Genomic DNA, 14,832 nt, shown 5'->3' on the forward strand with positions numbered 1-14,832 from the left:
CTCGGGGCAGTGCCCCGGGCATGGCCCCGGGCCGCCAGATAGCGGACTACAGCCCAGGTCCCATCGCGAAAGCCAGGCCGAAGCGGCCTGGCTCAGGCTCCCAGTCCCCCTGGTCGCCCTCCGGGGGACATCAGTGGCAGGCTGGGGTCGCTGGCGCCGACCTGAGACATCAGCAGGATCCCGAGCCCGGCGATCAACAGCCCCCCGGTCAGCGCCACCAGCGCGCCCAGCCGCGCCATCACTCGACCACGAGCGGCGGAGGTCCGTGCGGCACGAGCGGCGACCCAGTCCCGCGCCAACACGCTGGCAAGCCCCAGCGTCGATACCGTCAAGGCGGTACCCAGCGACATCGCCAGTACCGCGGCCACCCCCATCCAGGGCTGGCCGAGCAGGCTGGTCACCCCCATCAGCAGCACCGCCCCTGAGCAGGGTCTTGCGCCGATCGCCAGCACCGCAAGCCAGGCCTCCCGACGCGGCCCGTGGGGCGAGACATGATGATGGCCGGAGCAGCAATCGTGGTGTTCGTGGTGACCGTGGTGGTGTTCGTGGTGACCGTGGTGTTGGTCGTGGCGGTGCGCTTCATGAGGGCCATGGTGGCCATCATGAGAAGGCGTCAGGTCCGCCGAGGAGGATCGCGCGATCTTGAGCAGTCGTCCAAGCGCCCGTGCACTCAGCCACAGGCCCAGCAGCGCGACCAGCGCAAAGCTCAGTCGCTCGACCCAGACCACGCTGCCCAGGGCCTCCCGGGTCAGCCAGCCAAGTCCCTGCACCAGCGCCAGGATCAGCACGATGGCCACCGCGCCCTGCAGCAGGGCGGCCGCCACCGACAGCGCCAGGGCCCGCCGCCAGGCTCCGCCCTGGGAGACCAGGTAGGCGCTGATCACGGCCTTGCCGTGGCCTGGCCCGGCGGCATGGAAGACACCGTAGAACAGGCTCAGGCCGATCAAGGTCAGCCAGGCGTCGGAGGAAGGCGTCCGGTCGAGCAGCGTTACCGCCTGGGTCAAGCGGCGGTGCAGGTCGGCCTGCATGGCGATGACCCAGTGTCCGAGGGCGTCCAGCGCACCGCTGGCCTCGAGCGCCAGGATGAGCACCGCCACCACGCCCAGTGCAAGAACCAACTGCAGCCAGGGTCGCTGCCTGCTCAGCATGACACCCGCCCCGTCTCGGCAAAGAAGCGACCGAGCCCCTGGGGGGCGCTATCGTCGACATCGAGCTGGGCCGCCGCCATGACCTTCTCGGGATCGGGGTCGGCGACGATGATCGACGCCTGACAGGCATCCGGCACGCTCAACGCCTGGGCCAGAGGCCCCTCGTCGTCGGCTTCGTGCACCACCTCGACGTAGTAGGAGGGATCGAAGACGCGATATTCCAGGGTACTGCCGGCAAGGTCCTGAGGCTCGGCCAGCGGCAGCCGAAAGTGCAGCACCACGCGCTCGTCACGGGCCATCACCGTGGCTTCGCTGACCGCTGCGAAGGCCAGCGCCTTGCCGTCGACCTCGGCCTCGGTAAAGAAGTCCCGAGGCGCAAGATTGACCAGCATGTCGCCCCCCAGCCGATCCAGCGCGGCGTCCTGGCCATCCTCGGCGGCGCGAGCCTCCTCGAGCAGCACCAGGCTGTAGAAGGGATCCAGGCGCCACACCTGGCGCAGGGCGGTGACCCTGCCCTGGTCGTCGGTCTCGAGCGTCACCGACAGATCCACCCAGCTATGGGGGTGCGCCATCGCCAGTGTGGCGGGCGCCAGCCACAGGCCGGCGCCCAGCGCGAGAGACAGAAGAAATGCCGCCACGGCGCGGCGATGCAAGTCCAAAGCGGCCTGAAATCCGGCCACAGCACGCGAGAGATAGATCAACGGGCGAGTCTTCCTTGTAGTTCGACAAACAGGGGTTCCACCACCGCAGGCGGCAGGCGCCGCCCGCCACGGTAGCCTTGCAGCGAGACGCTGGCACCGGAGGCGCCGGCAGGCTCGACCCGCGCCTCGAGGCGATAGCCCGGCGGACGTGCCAGGGAGGCGTCGATGCGCCCCAGTTCGCCGTCGGCCTGGGTGATGACATAGCCCTGCTCAAGCAGCATCGCCAGGGTTTCGTTCAGGGCCGGCCCGGGCGCTACCGCGACCAGCATCTGGCGCGGCGGCTCGGCTACCGACGATGAGCCGGCGCACCCCGACAGCCAGACGGCCATCAGCACCACCGCCAGCAGTCTCTTTCCGGGGGCCTTTCGCTCCACTGATGTCCACCTTCGCGTCATTGCACACCCCCGCTGCTGGATGCCACCGACGCCAGTTGCTGACGCACCGATGCACAGAAGTCGGCGTCACTGGCGGTGCGCGACTCACGTAGCTGGCCGGTCCAGTCAAACAGGCGAATATCCCGCGTCAGACGGACGTCCTGGCCATCCAGCGCCACCGAGACCCGCTCGACTCGGGTCGCATCGTCGTTGGTACCCCAGCCCCAGGAGCCAAAGCCGACCCCTACGCCGGCGCCGACGTGGCCACCGCTGCCACCCAGCACGAAGCCGCCCAGGCGTGGGCGCACGGCGTCGGCGTTATGGTAGGTGGTGCGCTCGGTCTTCTCGGCGCTGACCACCCCGAGTGCGGTATCGGTATCACGCACCAGGAAGTCGCGGCCTTCCAGCACCGTGACCACATCGGCCAGGGATACCGAGCCGGCTACCACCGGCCATTGACACCCGGACGAGGGAGCGGGTTCCGCCACCGGCATCTGCTGAGGCGTGCTCTGACAGGCGCTTAGCCAGGGCAACAGGCCCAGCACCGCCACTGATGAGCATTTCGCCCAAATGTTGCGGCCTCTATCGGGCAAATTTTTGTACATTTGCATCAGGACCTCCCAGCCAGGGGCGTGAAATACTGTCAAGAGTCTACGCTGTCCCGAGCCACGGGCAAACGCTCGCCCAGCCGAACCTCGGGCCCAGCGGCGATCCGCCTGTCGCCCCTCAGGCGTGCGCCCACCTTTTCACCAGAGGACCGACCATGAACCTGTTGATCTGCCCCGACAGCTACAAGGATGCCCTGGCCGCCAGCGACGCCGCCCGCGCCATTGCCGAGGGGGCCCGCCGCGCCGACCCGGACATCACCATCGACGAGTGCCCCATGGCCGATGGCGGCGAGGGCAGCCTCGACGCCCTGCTCGGCGCCACCGGGGCCGAAAAACGCAGCGCCAGGGTACAGGACGCCCTGGGGCGCCCCGCCGAGGCCGCCTGGGGTTGGCACTCAGAGTCCCGCACCGGCTATATCGAGCTGGCCGAGGCCAGCGGCCTGCAGGCGCTGAGCTCGTCAGAGCGCACCGCGCTGGACAGCACCACCCACGGTGTCGGCGAACTGATCCTGGCCGCCCTGGACGCTGGCGCCGAACGCCTGTTGATTACCCTGGGCGGCAGCGCCACCAACGACGGGGGCGCCGGCATGCTGGTGGCCCTGGGCGCCCGCCTGCTCGACGCCGACGACCAGCCGATTCCCCCCACCGGGGCGGGACTCGAGGGACTGGCACGGGTGGATCTGTCGGGGCTCGATTCGCGCCTGGCCGATGTCAGGGTGGAGGCGGCGGTGGACGTGGACAATCCGCTGCTGGGCGAGCGCGGCGCCAGCGCGGTCTTCGGTCCCCAGAAGGGTGCCAGCGAAGCCGATGTAGCGCGCCTGGACGCCGCCCTGGCGCACTGGGCCGACAAGGCCGCCGAGTGCCTCGGCGAGGACCTGCGCGACGCCCCCGGCACGGGCGCGGCCGGGGGCATGGGCTTTGCCGTCGCTGCCTTCCTTGGCGGCGAGCTTCGCCCCGGTATCGAGATGATCATGGAACAGGCCGGCATGGACAAACGCCTGGCACGAGCGGATCTGGTGATCACCGGCGAGGGTCAGCTCGATGGCCAGAGCCTGTCGGGCAAGACCCCGATCGGCATTTCGCGGGCGGCCCGCGCCAAGGGGGTGCCGGTGATCGTGCTGGCCGGTCGTATGGCGCCGGGCTGGCAGGCGGCGCTGGACGAGGGCGTCAGCGCCGCCTTCGCCCTGGCCGACGGCCCGATGGCACTGGACGAGGCGCTGGAACGCTGCGCCGAGCTGCTCGCCGATCGAAGCGAGAACCTGATTCGCACGCTCCAGGCCATCGGCCGTTGAAGGGAGGCCCGGCCTACCGAGGTGACAGGGCTGCCCTTGAAAGCGGCCTTCGTCGTCCCTATGTCATCCCTACGTCATAGGCAGGCGTCATCAATGGACACTATCGTGGCGATGGAAGAGATTCACTCTCCAACGCCCTCCCTTAGGGATAGACTGGAACACAGCGATCAAGGAGGTATTGCATGAGCGACACTAACGCCATCGGCCTGCATTCAGGCAGCGCCAGCGATCTGGCCGAAAAGCTCAACGAGCTCCTGGCCAACTACCAGATCTTCTACATGAACGTTCGTGGCTATCACTGGAACGTGAAGGGCTCGAACTTCTTCGAACTCCACGAAAAATTCGAGGAATTCTACACCGACCTGCTGGCCAAGGTGGACGAGGTCGCCGAGCGCATCCTGACCCTCGGTCACAAGCCGGTTCACGCCTACAGCGACTATATCTCGCTGTCGCGCATCACCGAGGCCAAGGACGTGCATGACGGCGAAGCCTGCGTGCGCGGCGTGCTGGAAGGCTACCAGCGGCTGATCGAACTGCAGCGCGAGATCCTGTCCGTTGCCTCCGACGCCGACGATGAAGGCACCGCCTCCCAGGTCGGAGACTACATCCGAGAGCAGGAAAAGACCGTGTGGATGCTGGGCGCCTACCTGGGCTGACCCCCTAGCGACCCACGCAGTGCAAAGGAAGACGCCCCGCTCGGCTTGAGCGGGGCGTCGTCGTTTACGGCGGTCACTTCAGTCGTCGTCGACGGCCTGACCATCGTTGCCCAGCGTCGCCGGCGACTGAGCCGCCCTTTTGAGCTCCTCCGGCAGCGGCTTTTTCATCCGCGCGCCGAGGCGTTCGAGCTCGAGCGCCTGAGCGACCAGGCTACCCTGGCCCTGGGACAACCGGTTCATCGCCTGGTGATGACTGGCGCTGGCGCGCTCCAGGTGCTTGCCGACGTCGTCGAGGCTGTCGACGAACCCCGAGAACTTGGCCAGCAGGCGCTCTGCCCGTGACACGATGACCCGGGCGTTCTCGTTCTGGCGCTCCATGCTCCAGAGCCCCGCCACGGTACGCAGACTGGCCAGCAGGGTGGTCGGGGTGACCACCACCACCTGGCGGTCGAAGGCTTCCTGGAACAGCGAGGGATCGCGCTCGAAGGCCGCGGCGAAGGCCGGTTCCACCGGCACGAACAGGAACACGAAATCCGGCGAATGCAGCCCCGGCAGGGCCGGGTAGTCCTTGGCGGCGAGCCCGCGGATATGGCTGCGCAGCGAGGTCAGGTGAGCGCTCATGGCGCTTTCGCGCTCGGTCTCGTCGTCGGCGTTGACCACCCGGGTCCAGGCGGTCAGGGAGACCTTGGCGTCGACGATCAGGTGGCGATCCTCGGGCAGGTAGATGATGGCGTCGGGACGCTGGCGTCCCTGCTCGCCGTTCATCGACACCTCGCGGCGGTACTCGATGTCGCGCCGCAGGCCGCTGCGTTCCAGCACGGTCTCCAGCATCAACTCGCCCCAGCCGCCCTGGGCCTTCTGGTCACCCTTGAGCGCCCGGGCAAGCCCCGCCGCCTCCTCGCCGAGGCGGGCGTTGAGACCCGCCAGCTGCTCGATCTGGGCCTTGAGCGATACCGCCTCGCGGCTGTGCTGTCCGGTCAGGTCCTCGACCCGCTGGCGGAACTGGTCCACCTGCTCGCGAAACGGCTTGAGCAGCGACTCGAGTCCCTCGCGGCTCTGGGTCTGGTAGGCCTGCTGGCGCTCGTCGAAGACCTGGCCTGCGAGCCGATGAAATTCCTGCTTGAGCTGCTCCCGGGAGGATTCCACCAGCGCCATCTGCTCGCGATGACGCGCCGCCATCTGCTCGCGCTCGGTCTCCAGGCGGGCGTTGTGCTCACGCACATCGGCGAGCTGCTGACGGGCGGCGCCGAGCTCGCCCCGCTGGGTCTCGAGCTGCTCTCGGCTGGCGTCGAGCTGGGCATCGCTGATGGCCAGCTCCTGCTCGAGCTGGCGTGCGACCTCGCGCCGCTGCTCGAGCTGAGCCTTGGTCGTCTCGAGCTCTGCTGCCAGGGCCTGTTCACGCCGCTGCCCCTGTCGATACCCTCGCCAGGCCAGCGCCAGCAACGCAATCGCCAGCAGCGAGACGCCGGCAAGAGCCGGCGCCAGGGGCTGGGCGAACAGTGACTCGAGGGCCGGACTCATCTCAGCCTCATATCAGCGGGTGCCCTCGGCCAGGTCGCCGATCAGCGCCTTGAGCAGGCCGTAGAATTCCTCCACCGAAGCGATCTCGACGCGCTCGTCCGGCGAGTGGGCGCCGCGAATCAGGGGGCCGAAGGAAATCATCTGAAGCTCGGGGTACTTGCCGCCGAGAATCCCGCACTCGAGCCCGGCGTGAATGACCTTGATCTCCGGGTCCACCGCCAGGCGCTGACGATGCAGCTCACAGAAGCGCTTGAGCAGGTCGCTGTCGGGCTGAGGCGTCCAGCCGGGGTAGCCGTTCTCGACCCGGGTACGGGCACCGATCAGCTCGAACAGCGCGGTGAAGCGCTCGGCCAGATCCATGGTGGCGCTGTCGCGCAGTGAACGCACCAGGGCGCACAGGTGAAAGCGGCCGTTCTCGAGGCTGACCACGCCCAGGTTGTTGGAGGTCTCGACTACGCCTGGCACCTCGACGCTCATGCGCTCGACACCGCAGGGCGCGGCATGCAGCGCCGCCACCAGCAGGCGGCTGGCGTGGCGGGTCAGCGCTTCCTCGCGCGGCGTGGCGCAGGGCTCCAGGGTCAGCCGCAGGCCCTCGTCGACGCCGGACAGCTCTCGGCGCATATCGGCCTCGAGGCGCTCGATGCGCGAGCGCAGCGCGTCGATCTCGTCCCGAGGCACCATCACCACCGCCTCGGCCTCGCGGGGGATGGCGTTTCTCAGGGTGCCGCCACGGTAGTCGACCAGGCGCACCTCGCAGCTGTCGAGGGCGCGCAGCACCCGCACCAGCAGGCGATTGGCGTTGCCCAGCCCCTTGTCGATATCGATCCCGGAGTGGCCACCACGCAGTCCCTTGAGGCTCAGCGTCAGCGCTTCTTCATCCTCGCCCACCGACTCCACCGGCAACTGGGCCTCGACCACCACGTCGGCGCCACCGGCACAACCGATGTAGACCTGGCCACGGTCCTCGGAGTCAAGGTTGAGCAACAGGCTGCCCTCCAGCCAGCCTTCGGCCAGATTCAGCGCACCGCCCATGGAGGTCTCTTCCTCCAGGGTGAAGATCGCCTCCAGCGGACCATGGACGAGTTCATCATCGCCGAGGATCGCCAGCGCCGCCGCCACCCCCAGGCCATTGTCGGCGCCCAGGGTGGTCTGGTCGGCCTTGAGCCAGCCGTCCTCGACCCGCGTGACGATGGGATCCCGGGTGAAGTCGTGGGGCTTGTCGGCGTTGGCCTGGGCCACCATGTCCAGATGGCCCTGGAGGATCACCCCCGGTGCCCCTTCGCGCCCGGGGCTCGCCGGCTTGGACAGACGCAGGTTGCCGTAGGCGTCACGGTCGTGGGCGATGCCGCGCTCGTCTGCCCAGGCTTCAAGGATCTCGACCAGAGCCGCCTCGTGGCCCGAGGGGCGCGGCGTGTTGCACAGGGTACGGAAGTGACGCCATACGGCGGTCGGAGCGAGGCTATCGAGATGTTCGTTCATGATGTCTATGTCTGCCTTTGCGAATGTTGGCACTCTACCCTCGCCCCGGGGCCTTGGAAAGGGTCTCCAGCAGTGCCAGGGCTCGGCCCACGGCGTCCCGCAACCATTGCTTGACCTGTGCCTTGCCGCGCAGCGATAGCCCCTGCGCCAGGGAACTTTCCGAACGCCCCTGAAACGCCCACGCTGCGAGCCAGGCCAGACTGTCGTGGTCATCGTCAGCCTTGGACCTCGCCTTGGACATGGACGACGACATGGGCGGCGACAGTGACAGCGACGCCAGCCGGCGAACCAGGGCCTGGATGGCCGGACGCGCCAGCGCCGGCTCGCGCTGGCCCCTGGCCAGGTCCTGGAGCTCACGACGATCCTCGGCGTCGAGAGAAAAGCGGTCCTCGGCGTCGAGAGAAAAGCGGTCATCGGCGTCGAATGCATAGCGATCGCCGACGCTCGCCAGCAGCGCCAGTACCAAGGGTGGCGACAGGCGTGTCAGTTCGAAGGCCAGCAGCCCCGGCAACTGCCGCTCAAAGCGCCGCGACAGCCGCTCGATCAGGTCCCGGTTGTGCTCCCCCAGGGCCAGCGCCACCATCGCCGCATGCTCGCCGGTGGCGGCCTCCCGGGTCAGTCCCAGGCGCACCGGACGAAAGCCCTGCGCCTGCCAGAAAGCCAGCAGCTCCGGATCGGCGCCGAAGCTCGCCCCCAGCAGTGCCTTGCCGGCCTGTTCGGCCTGGCATGCCGCCTCCTGGATCAGCCTCGCCCCGCACCCCAGGCGGCGCCAGTCGGGGTGTACGGCAATCCGAGTGATTCGGGCGCTGGGTGCCTTCAGCGCCGCGGCTTCACCGGCGTGGGCCGCCAGCGACTGGGCCATCAGGTGACCACGCGGGCGTCGCTGTCCCAGCAGCACTCGCTCGGCCAGATCGGCATCGAAGCCGCCCTCATCGACGCTCACGCACACCGCCAGCGGCGCACGTGGTGTTCCAAGGATCGAGATGCGGGTCGCCGGCGCGTCAAGCAGCGCCCGCAGGTCCGCCGGGGTGGTGCGGTAGTGAGCCTGGACCAGCAGGCCGAAGATGGCTCTCAGGGCGGCTTCGTCCCGGGCCAGGACATCGCGATCGAGCGTGGTACAGGGCAGCTCGGCCAACTTTTGACCAGGGCAAGGCGCACTCACCCTCGCCCCCTTCGGCACTGTGGGAAGTTCTGCATCCAGACACAGCAGCGCGTCGATGGCCCGCTCAAGGGGGTCTCCATCGGCCCAGCGTATCGGCGTCCTGAGCGCGATGGCCTGCCACTGGGGCGTCTGCGCCTCCAGATGACGACGAAAGCGCAACGCAAAGCCTCGCCCCGAGCCCTCGTAGCCGTGCACCGTGGTGGCGAAGGCGAGCCGCGGAAATGCCGCCAGCCACTCGCCCAGCAGCGCCGCCGGAATCGCCGCCGCCTCGTCCACCAGCAGCAGCGAGCCGGGGCCGCCGGCTTCCCCCCGGGCGACGGCGTCCGTCAGAGCGTCAGGGGCGATAAAACGCACCCGCCCCCCGGGCGCCTCGAAGCCCCTTTCGTCGCCCTGTCCCTCGGGCAGCAGCGCCGCCAGGCGCTCGAATACCGGCGCCACCGAGGACGCCCGTGGCGCGGTCACCAGGATATCCAGCGGCGCCTGGCGCTGCTGCTCGGCCTTGACCAGCAAGCGGGCGCAGGCGATGCCCAGCGCCGCCGACTTGCCGCGACCACGGTCGGCTGTGATCACCAACGGGCGGCGACGCCTGAGCCGCGTCAGCCGACGTACCACCTCGGCCTGGTCGGGGCTCAGGCAATCCGGGTCGGGGCTGTCTAGACACGGGCTGTCTGGACAAGGGTTGTCTGAACATGAGCCATCGGCAAAAGGGCTTTCCTGGCCATCATCGGGCGTTGCCGTCAGGCCCTCCCCCTGCCGCCAGCGCAGCATCCCGGGAAAACCCGCCAGCAGCCGATGGCAGCGCTCTAGATAACGGCTCGTGAGCTGGTCCGGCCGCCAAGGGTGAGCCGCCAGGCGGCGGTAGTCGTCGTCGGGTCGGCGGCCACCGTCGTCGGGGGTCAACAGCACCAGCAGGCCTCCCGCCACCAGGGTGCCGGCCACCGCCCCCAGGGCGTCAGGATCGAGGCCAGTGCCTGGCGAGGCGGCGTCGAACACCACCAGGTCGTGCTCGCCGCCGAGCCGGGTACGCGCCTTGGCGGCGGGAAGGCGCTCAAGCGACGGCGGGGGGTTGGCTGCTCTGTCAGGGGCCCTGTCAGCAGTCTCGTCGATCGACGTTTCCCCGACCCACAGCGGCGCCGACCATCCGCCTTGGGCCAGGCACTCGCGGGCAACGCCCCGCGCCCGGTCAGGAGCCTCGCTCACCCACAGCAAGCCGCGAAAGCGCCGCCCTCGCAGTTGCTGTCGAAAGGCAGCGAGCCGCGCGAGGTCCTGTCGGGTCAAAAAGTGGGACATTAAGGCTCCCTGATAAATCAACTTTGGTCTAAAGGCTGCGCCGATTAAACGATCGAGCCGACTACGGCAGCGCAGCATAGATGTCGCTCTAACTTATTCATTTTGCTGAATTGTCGAAACTTTTTCTCACACCATCGACTGTGCAGCCGCCAAAAAAGTGTGCCGTTTCATCGACATGGGTCGCATCGATCATCTCTTGAAGACCGTGCTAGCTTGATGAAGCCGAGGCGCCATCGTGGGCCAACCCCACGCTGGAACGCCACTACCCCCAGGCACCGAACCCAAGACAATGGCCCAGGGTGCCGGACGCAATTTCGGTGAGGCAGCGATCGCCTCCTTTGCACAGAACACAACAACCCACGGGGAGCACCTGCATGAAGCAAATGACCAAGTTTACCCTGACCAGCATGGCTGCCGGCATCGCCCTGGCCGCCCTGTCGAGTGGCGCCATGGCCCAGGAAAAGTGGACCATGACCACCACCTGGCCGGAAAACCTCGACCTGATCCAGATCGACAAGCACTGGGCCGAGCTGGTCAACCAGCTGGCCGGGGACGAGATCCAGATCGAGTTCTACGCTGGCGGCACCCTGATGCCCGGCACCGAGGTCTTCGACGCCACCGAGACCGGCAGCATCCAGGCCGCCGGCGACTGGCCGGGCTACTGGGCCGGCCGCAGCCCGGCGTTCTCGCCGCTGGCAGCCACCCCCAGCCTGTTCAACGGCATGGACTACCTCAACTGGATCACCCAGTGGGGCGGCTTCGAGCTCTACCAGGAGATCTACGGCCAGTACAACCTGGTCTACCTGCCCTACGGTATCACCAACAACGAGTCCGGCTTCCGCGGCGGCACTCCGATCGCTTCTCTCGCCGACATCGAAGGCAAGCGTCTGCGTCTGTCCGGGCGTGACCAGGGCCGGGTGCTCGAGCAGCTTGGAGGTTCCCAGGTCACCCTGGCCGGCGGCGAGATCTACCAGGCCATCGAGCGTGGTGTGGTCGACGGCGCCGAGTTCTCGACCCCCGGTGTCGACTACAAGGCCGGCTTCTCCGAGGTTGCCGACTACTGGATGACGCCGGGCTGGCACCAGTCTGCCAGCGTGTTCGGCGTGATGATCAACAAGGACGCCTGGGACGCTCTGTCCGAGGAGACCCAGGAGAAGCTGAAGATCGCCTCCGAGGCCACCATGGCCTGGTCGCTGGCCTGGTCCGAGAAGCAGTCCACCGAGGGTACCGCCAAGTTCCTCGAGGACGGCACCACCATCAACCAGCTGTCCGAGGAAGACCTGGCCCAGATCCAGGAGGTCACCAACCAGGTGATCGTGCAGGGTTCCTGCGAGGACCCGATGCTCGGCAAGGTCTACCAGTCGATGATCAGCTACATGCAGGACTACGCCCAGTGGCGTGACGTCTCGGTGCCCTACAACATGAGCCGCGTCACCGACAACCTGCCGTCGCTTGACGAGATCGAAGCCTGCCTCGAGTAACAACCAGGCACGTTTCTGTCACTACCGGCCGGCGGCTCTCAGCGCGAGGCCGCCGGTCATCGTTGGACTTCGACGAGAACCCCACCATGAACGCCATTGCCAAGGCCATCGACTGCTTGAACGAGTGGTTCGGCCGTTTGATCGCTCCGCTGATCGCGATCATCACCCTCGTGGTGGTCTACGACATCGCGATGCGCTTCTTTATCGGACGCCCCAGCGACTGGGCCTTCGACGTCACCACCATGCTGTTCGGTACCCATTTCATGCTGATGGCCGCCTACGGGCTGCGCCACCACGCCCATGTGGAGGTGGACATCGTCAAGCAGCTGCTGTCCCGGCGCGGTCGCGCACTGATCGACCTGCTCGGCTACCTGCTGTTCTTCACCCCCTTCATCATCATGTTCATCACCTATAGCTGGCGCTTCTTCGAGCGCTCCTGGAGCCGCGCCGAGTCCACCTACGGCATCGTCTCGATCCCGGTCTACCCAGTAAAGGCCGTGCTGGTCATCGCCAGCGTGCTGATCCTTCTGCAGGCCATCGCCATCGTCATTCGCGCCATCAATGAGCTGACAGGCCAGGGCGTGGAGGAAGCCAAATGAGCGCTGAACTTCTGACCATCTTCATGTTTGCAGGCCTGATGCTGGGGCTGTTCATGGGCCACCCGTTGGCCTTCGTGCTGGGCGGTGTCGCGGTACTCGGCGCCTGGTTCGGCCCCGGTCCCCAGGTGCTCGGCATCATCATCAACAACATCTATGGGCGCGCCATGGACAATTATGTCCTGGTGGCGATCCCGCTGTTTATTCTGATGGCGCGCTTTCTCAACGACTCGGGCGTCACCGAGAAGATGTTCGAGAGCATGCGCCTGTTGCTCGGACGCGTGCGCGGCGGCCTGGCGCTGACCGTGGTCATCGTCTCGGTGCTGCTGGCGGCCACCACCGGCATCGTCGGCGCCTCCATCGCGGTGATGGGCCTGATCGCCCTGGCACCGATGCTCAAGTACGGCTACAACAAGGGCCTGTCCGCCGGCGTCATCATGGCCAGCGGCTGTCTCGGCATCCTGATTCCGCCAAGCATCATGCTGATCCTGATGGCCAGCTACTCGCCGGTGTCGGTGGGCGCGCTGTTCGCCGGTGCCCTGGTGCCGGGTCTGCTGCTGGGCTCGATGTACGCGCTCTACGTGCTGGTGATCTGCCTGATCAAGCCCGACTTCGGCCCTCCTGTAGGTGCCGAGGAGCGTGCCGAGACCAGCACCGGGGAGCTGGTGATCCGCTTGTGCAAGTACGTACTGCCGCCGATGAGCCTGATCCTCGGGGTGCTGGGCGCCCTGTTCACCGGTATCGCCACCGCCACCGAGGCCTCGGCCATCGGCGTGACCCTGGCCTTCCTGCTGTTCCTGATCTTCGGTGATCGCAAGCTGTCGACCTGCTACAACACCTTCATCGAGGCCGGCAAGACCACCACCATGGTGATGTTCGTGCTGGTGGGGGCGACCGCCTTCACCGGGGTGTTCTCCATCGGCGGCGGCATGGACGTGATCAGCGAACTGGTGCTGGCGATGCCCGGTGGCACCACCGGCGCACTGATCCTGATGTTCCTGCTGGTATTCGTGCTGGGCATGTTCCTCGACTGGACCGGCATCGTGCTGCTGAGCTTCCCGATCATGCTGCCGATCATCGAGACCATGGGCGTCGACATGCTGTGGTTCGTGGTGATGGTGGCGGTGGTATTGCAGACCTCCTTCCTGACCCCGCCCTTCGGCTATGCGCTGTTCTACCTGAAGGGCGTGGCGCCACCGGAGGTCGAGACCCTCGACCTGTACAAGGCGGTGATCCCGTTCTGCGCGCTGATATTGATTGCCTGCGTGCTGATGTCCTACTTCCCCGCCCTGGTCACAGGCCTGCCCTCGATGCTGCTGGGCTACTGACCCTCAGGGTAACCTCCAGCACAACCACACAGCCCCCGCTTCGCGGGGGCTACTCGTTTAGAACGACGATTTTGACAGTGCGTTTCCGGCATATTCTTCGACTTTTCACCCCCTCGCGCTCCTGATTGGGTAAAGCCTCGACGCCGTTCCTGCATCGTATTAAGAGTTCTTAGACACTCTGTGCAAGGGCAGCATCATGGCCAACGTGACCCGCTTCACCCTCTCCGCCTCCGATGCCTATCCGCTCGGCGCCAGCCACTTCGAGGCCACACAGCCGCTACGTGGGGTGGTGATCATTCACTCCGCTTCGGCGGTGCCACAACGCCTCTATCAGGCCTTCGCACTATTCCTGGCCGAGCAAGGCTTCCACGTGCTGAGCTACGACTATCGCGGCATCGGGCGGTCGCGACCGGAGCATCTCGAGAAACTGGGGGTGCGCATGCAGGACTGGGCCGAGCTAGACGCCGACAGCGTGACCCAGTGGGCTCGCCAGCACTGGCCGGACTTGCCGCTGCTTGCCATCGGTCACAGCTTCGGTGGCCATGCCATCAGCCTGGGCGACGCCAGTCGACACTTGAGCGGCGCGGTGCTGATCGCCTGCAATGCCAGCTGTCTGCGCTTCATCTCATCTCCCTGGCTGCGGCTGCGCGCCTGGATGCTGCTCAAGCTGATATTTCCCTTGCTGTCCCGCCTCAATGGCTATGTGCCCTGCCGACGGCTCGGTATCAGCGAGGACGTGCCGGAGGGCGTGGCCCGCCAGTGCAGCCGCTGGACCAGCCTGCCGCGCTACTTCTTCGACGACCCGGAACTCAACGCCGAAGTGCGATTCGCCCGCGTGGCGTTACCTCTGCTGGTGGTGGGGCTCGACGACGACCCCTACGCCAGCAGCGACAGCATCGACCTGCTGGCAGGCTACTTCACCGGGGCTTCGATCAAGCGCCTGCAGCTGTCTCCCAGGGTAATGGGCAGTGGTGTGCTGGGGCACCTGGAAGGATTTCGCCGCCGCCACCGTGACACCCTGTGGCCGCTGGTTTCTTCCTGGCTGGTGGAGCGGGCCCCGTCGACGCAGCCAGATGGCGTGTCAGCCGCCCCCTGGTCCCCCATCGCCGACGAGGCTGGCCCCCATGGGGCCAGCGTTCAGGGAGCAGGCGGCTAGGCAGCGGCGGTTGGAATGTCGCGCCAGAATCAGCCGGCGC

General features: G+C 67.1%; 13 protein-coding genes. 6 read left to right on the forward strand and 7 right to left on the reverse strand.

Annotated features, from left to right (window positions below; genetic code table 11):
* Window positions 1–92: 92 nt before the first annotated feature.
* Genes NFH97_RS06450 through NFH97_RS06465 form a run of 4 tightly spaced genes read right to left on the reverse strand, consistent with a single transcriptional unit; the run spans window position 93 to window position 2,774 of the window.
* A complete protein-coding gene (locus NFH97_RS06450) occupies window positions 93–1,148 on the reverse strand; it encodes a nickel/cobalt transporter (protein WP_349624567.1) in 1,056 nt (351 codons plus the stop codon).
* Window positions 1,142–1,801, reverse strand: coding sequence for a DUF1007 family protein (locus NFH97_RS06455; RefSeq protein WP_349624568.1), 660 nt, complete (start codon window positions 1,799–1,801; stop codon window positions 1,142–1,144). The genes NFH97_RS06450 and NFH97_RS06455 overlap by 7 nt, the downstream gene beginning before the upstream one ends.
* 44 nt (window positions 1,802–1,845) lie before the next feature.
* Window positions 1,846–2,223: a hypothetical protein gene (locus tag NFH97_RS06460; RefSeq protein WP_349624569.1), complete on the reverse strand. Its 378-nt coding sequence runs from the start codon at window positions 2,221–2,223 to the stop codon at window positions 1,846–1,848.
* Window positions 2,224–2,240: 17 nt separating this feature from the next.
* Window positions 2,241–2,774 (reverse strand): hypothetical protein, encoded by a 534-nt coding sequence (locus tag NFH97_RS06465; RefSeq protein ID WP_108195008.1) that lies wholly within the window; start codon window positions 2,772–2,774, stop codon window positions 2,241–2,243.
* A 212-nt stretch (window positions 2,775–2,986) separates the two neighbouring features.
* On the opposite strand from NFH97_RS06465, the gene NFH97_RS06470 reads away from it, so the two are divergent.
* Entirely contained in the window at window positions 2,987–4,123 is a 1,137-nt protein-coding gene (locus NFH97_RS06470; protein WP_349624570.1) for a glycerate kinase, read from the forward strand.
* Between the two features lie 182 nt (window positions 4,124–4,305).
* Window positions 4,306–4,779, forward strand: a complete 474-nt coding sequence (locus tag NFH97_RS06475) for a Dps family protein (protein ID WP_108131144.1) — start codon at window positions 4,306–4,308, stop codon at window positions 4,777–4,779.
* Window positions 4,780–4,857: 78 nt separating this feature from the next.
* Here the strand turns inward: NFH97_RS06475 and NFH97_RS06480 are convergent, their stop codons facing one another.
* Genes NFH97_RS06480 through NFH97_RS06490 form a run of 3 tightly spaced genes read right to left on the reverse strand, consistent with a single transcriptional unit; the run spans window position 4,858 to window position 10,231 of the window.
* The gene (locus tag NFH97_RS06480) at window positions 4,858–6,300 is read right to left on the reverse strand and encodes a DNA recombination protein RmuC (protein WP_349624571.1); all 1,443 of its coding nucleotides are present in this window, start codon (window positions 6,298–6,300) and stop codon (window positions 4,858–4,860) included.
* 12 nt (window positions 6,301–6,312) lie between these two features.
* Complete coding sequence (locus NFH97_RS06485) at window positions 6,313–7,779, reverse strand: aminoacyl-histidine dipeptidase (RefSeq protein ID WP_108131142.1); 1,467 nt, start codon at window positions 7,777–7,779, stop codon at window positions 6,313–6,315.
* Window positions 7,780–7,813: 34 nt separating this feature from the next.
* Entirely contained in the window at window positions 7,814–10,231 is a 2,418-nt protein-coding gene (locus NFH97_RS06490; RefSeq protein WP_349624572.1) for a GNAT family N-acetyltransferase, read from the reverse strand.
* 374 nt (window positions 10,232–10,605) lie between these two features.
* Between NFH97_RS06490 and dctP the strand changes: the two genes are divergently transcribed.
* From dctP to NFH97_RS06510, 4 genes are all read left to right on the forward strand, one after another.
* On the forward strand, window positions 10,606–11,712 hold the full coding sequence (dctP, locus tag NFH97_RS06495; RefSeq protein ID WP_045991388.1) for a TRAP transporter substrate-binding protein DctP: 1,107 nt from the start codon (window positions 10,606–10,608) through the stop codon (window positions 11,710–11,712).
* An 86-nt stretch (window positions 11,713–11,798) separates the two neighbouring features.
* Window positions 11,799–12,311, forward strand: coding sequence for a TRAP transporter small permease subunit (locus tag NFH97_RS06500; RefSeq protein WP_045991387.1), 513 nt, complete (start codon window positions 11,799–11,801; stop codon window positions 12,309–12,311).
* A complete protein-coding gene (locus NFH97_RS06505) occupies window positions 12,308–13,636 on the forward strand; it encodes a TRAP transporter large permease (RefSeq protein ID WP_045991386.1) in 1,329 nt (442 codons plus the stop codon). The genes NFH97_RS06500 and NFH97_RS06505 overlap by 4 nt, the downstream gene beginning before the upstream one ends.
* Before the next feature lie 196 nt (window positions 13,637–13,832).
* Window positions 13,833–14,792, forward strand: a complete 960-nt coding sequence (locus NFH97_RS06510) for an alpha/beta hydrolase family protein (RefSeq protein ID WP_349624573.1) — start codon at window positions 13,833–13,835, stop codon at window positions 14,790–14,792.
* Window positions 14,793–14,832 lie beyond the last annotated feature (40 nt).

It is taken from the genome of Halomonas sp. SCS19 (assembly GCF_040147015.1).
GTDB classification, from domain to species: Bacteria; Pseudomonadota; Gammaproteobacteria; order Pseudomonadales; family Halomonadaceae; genus Halomonas; species Halomonas litopenaei.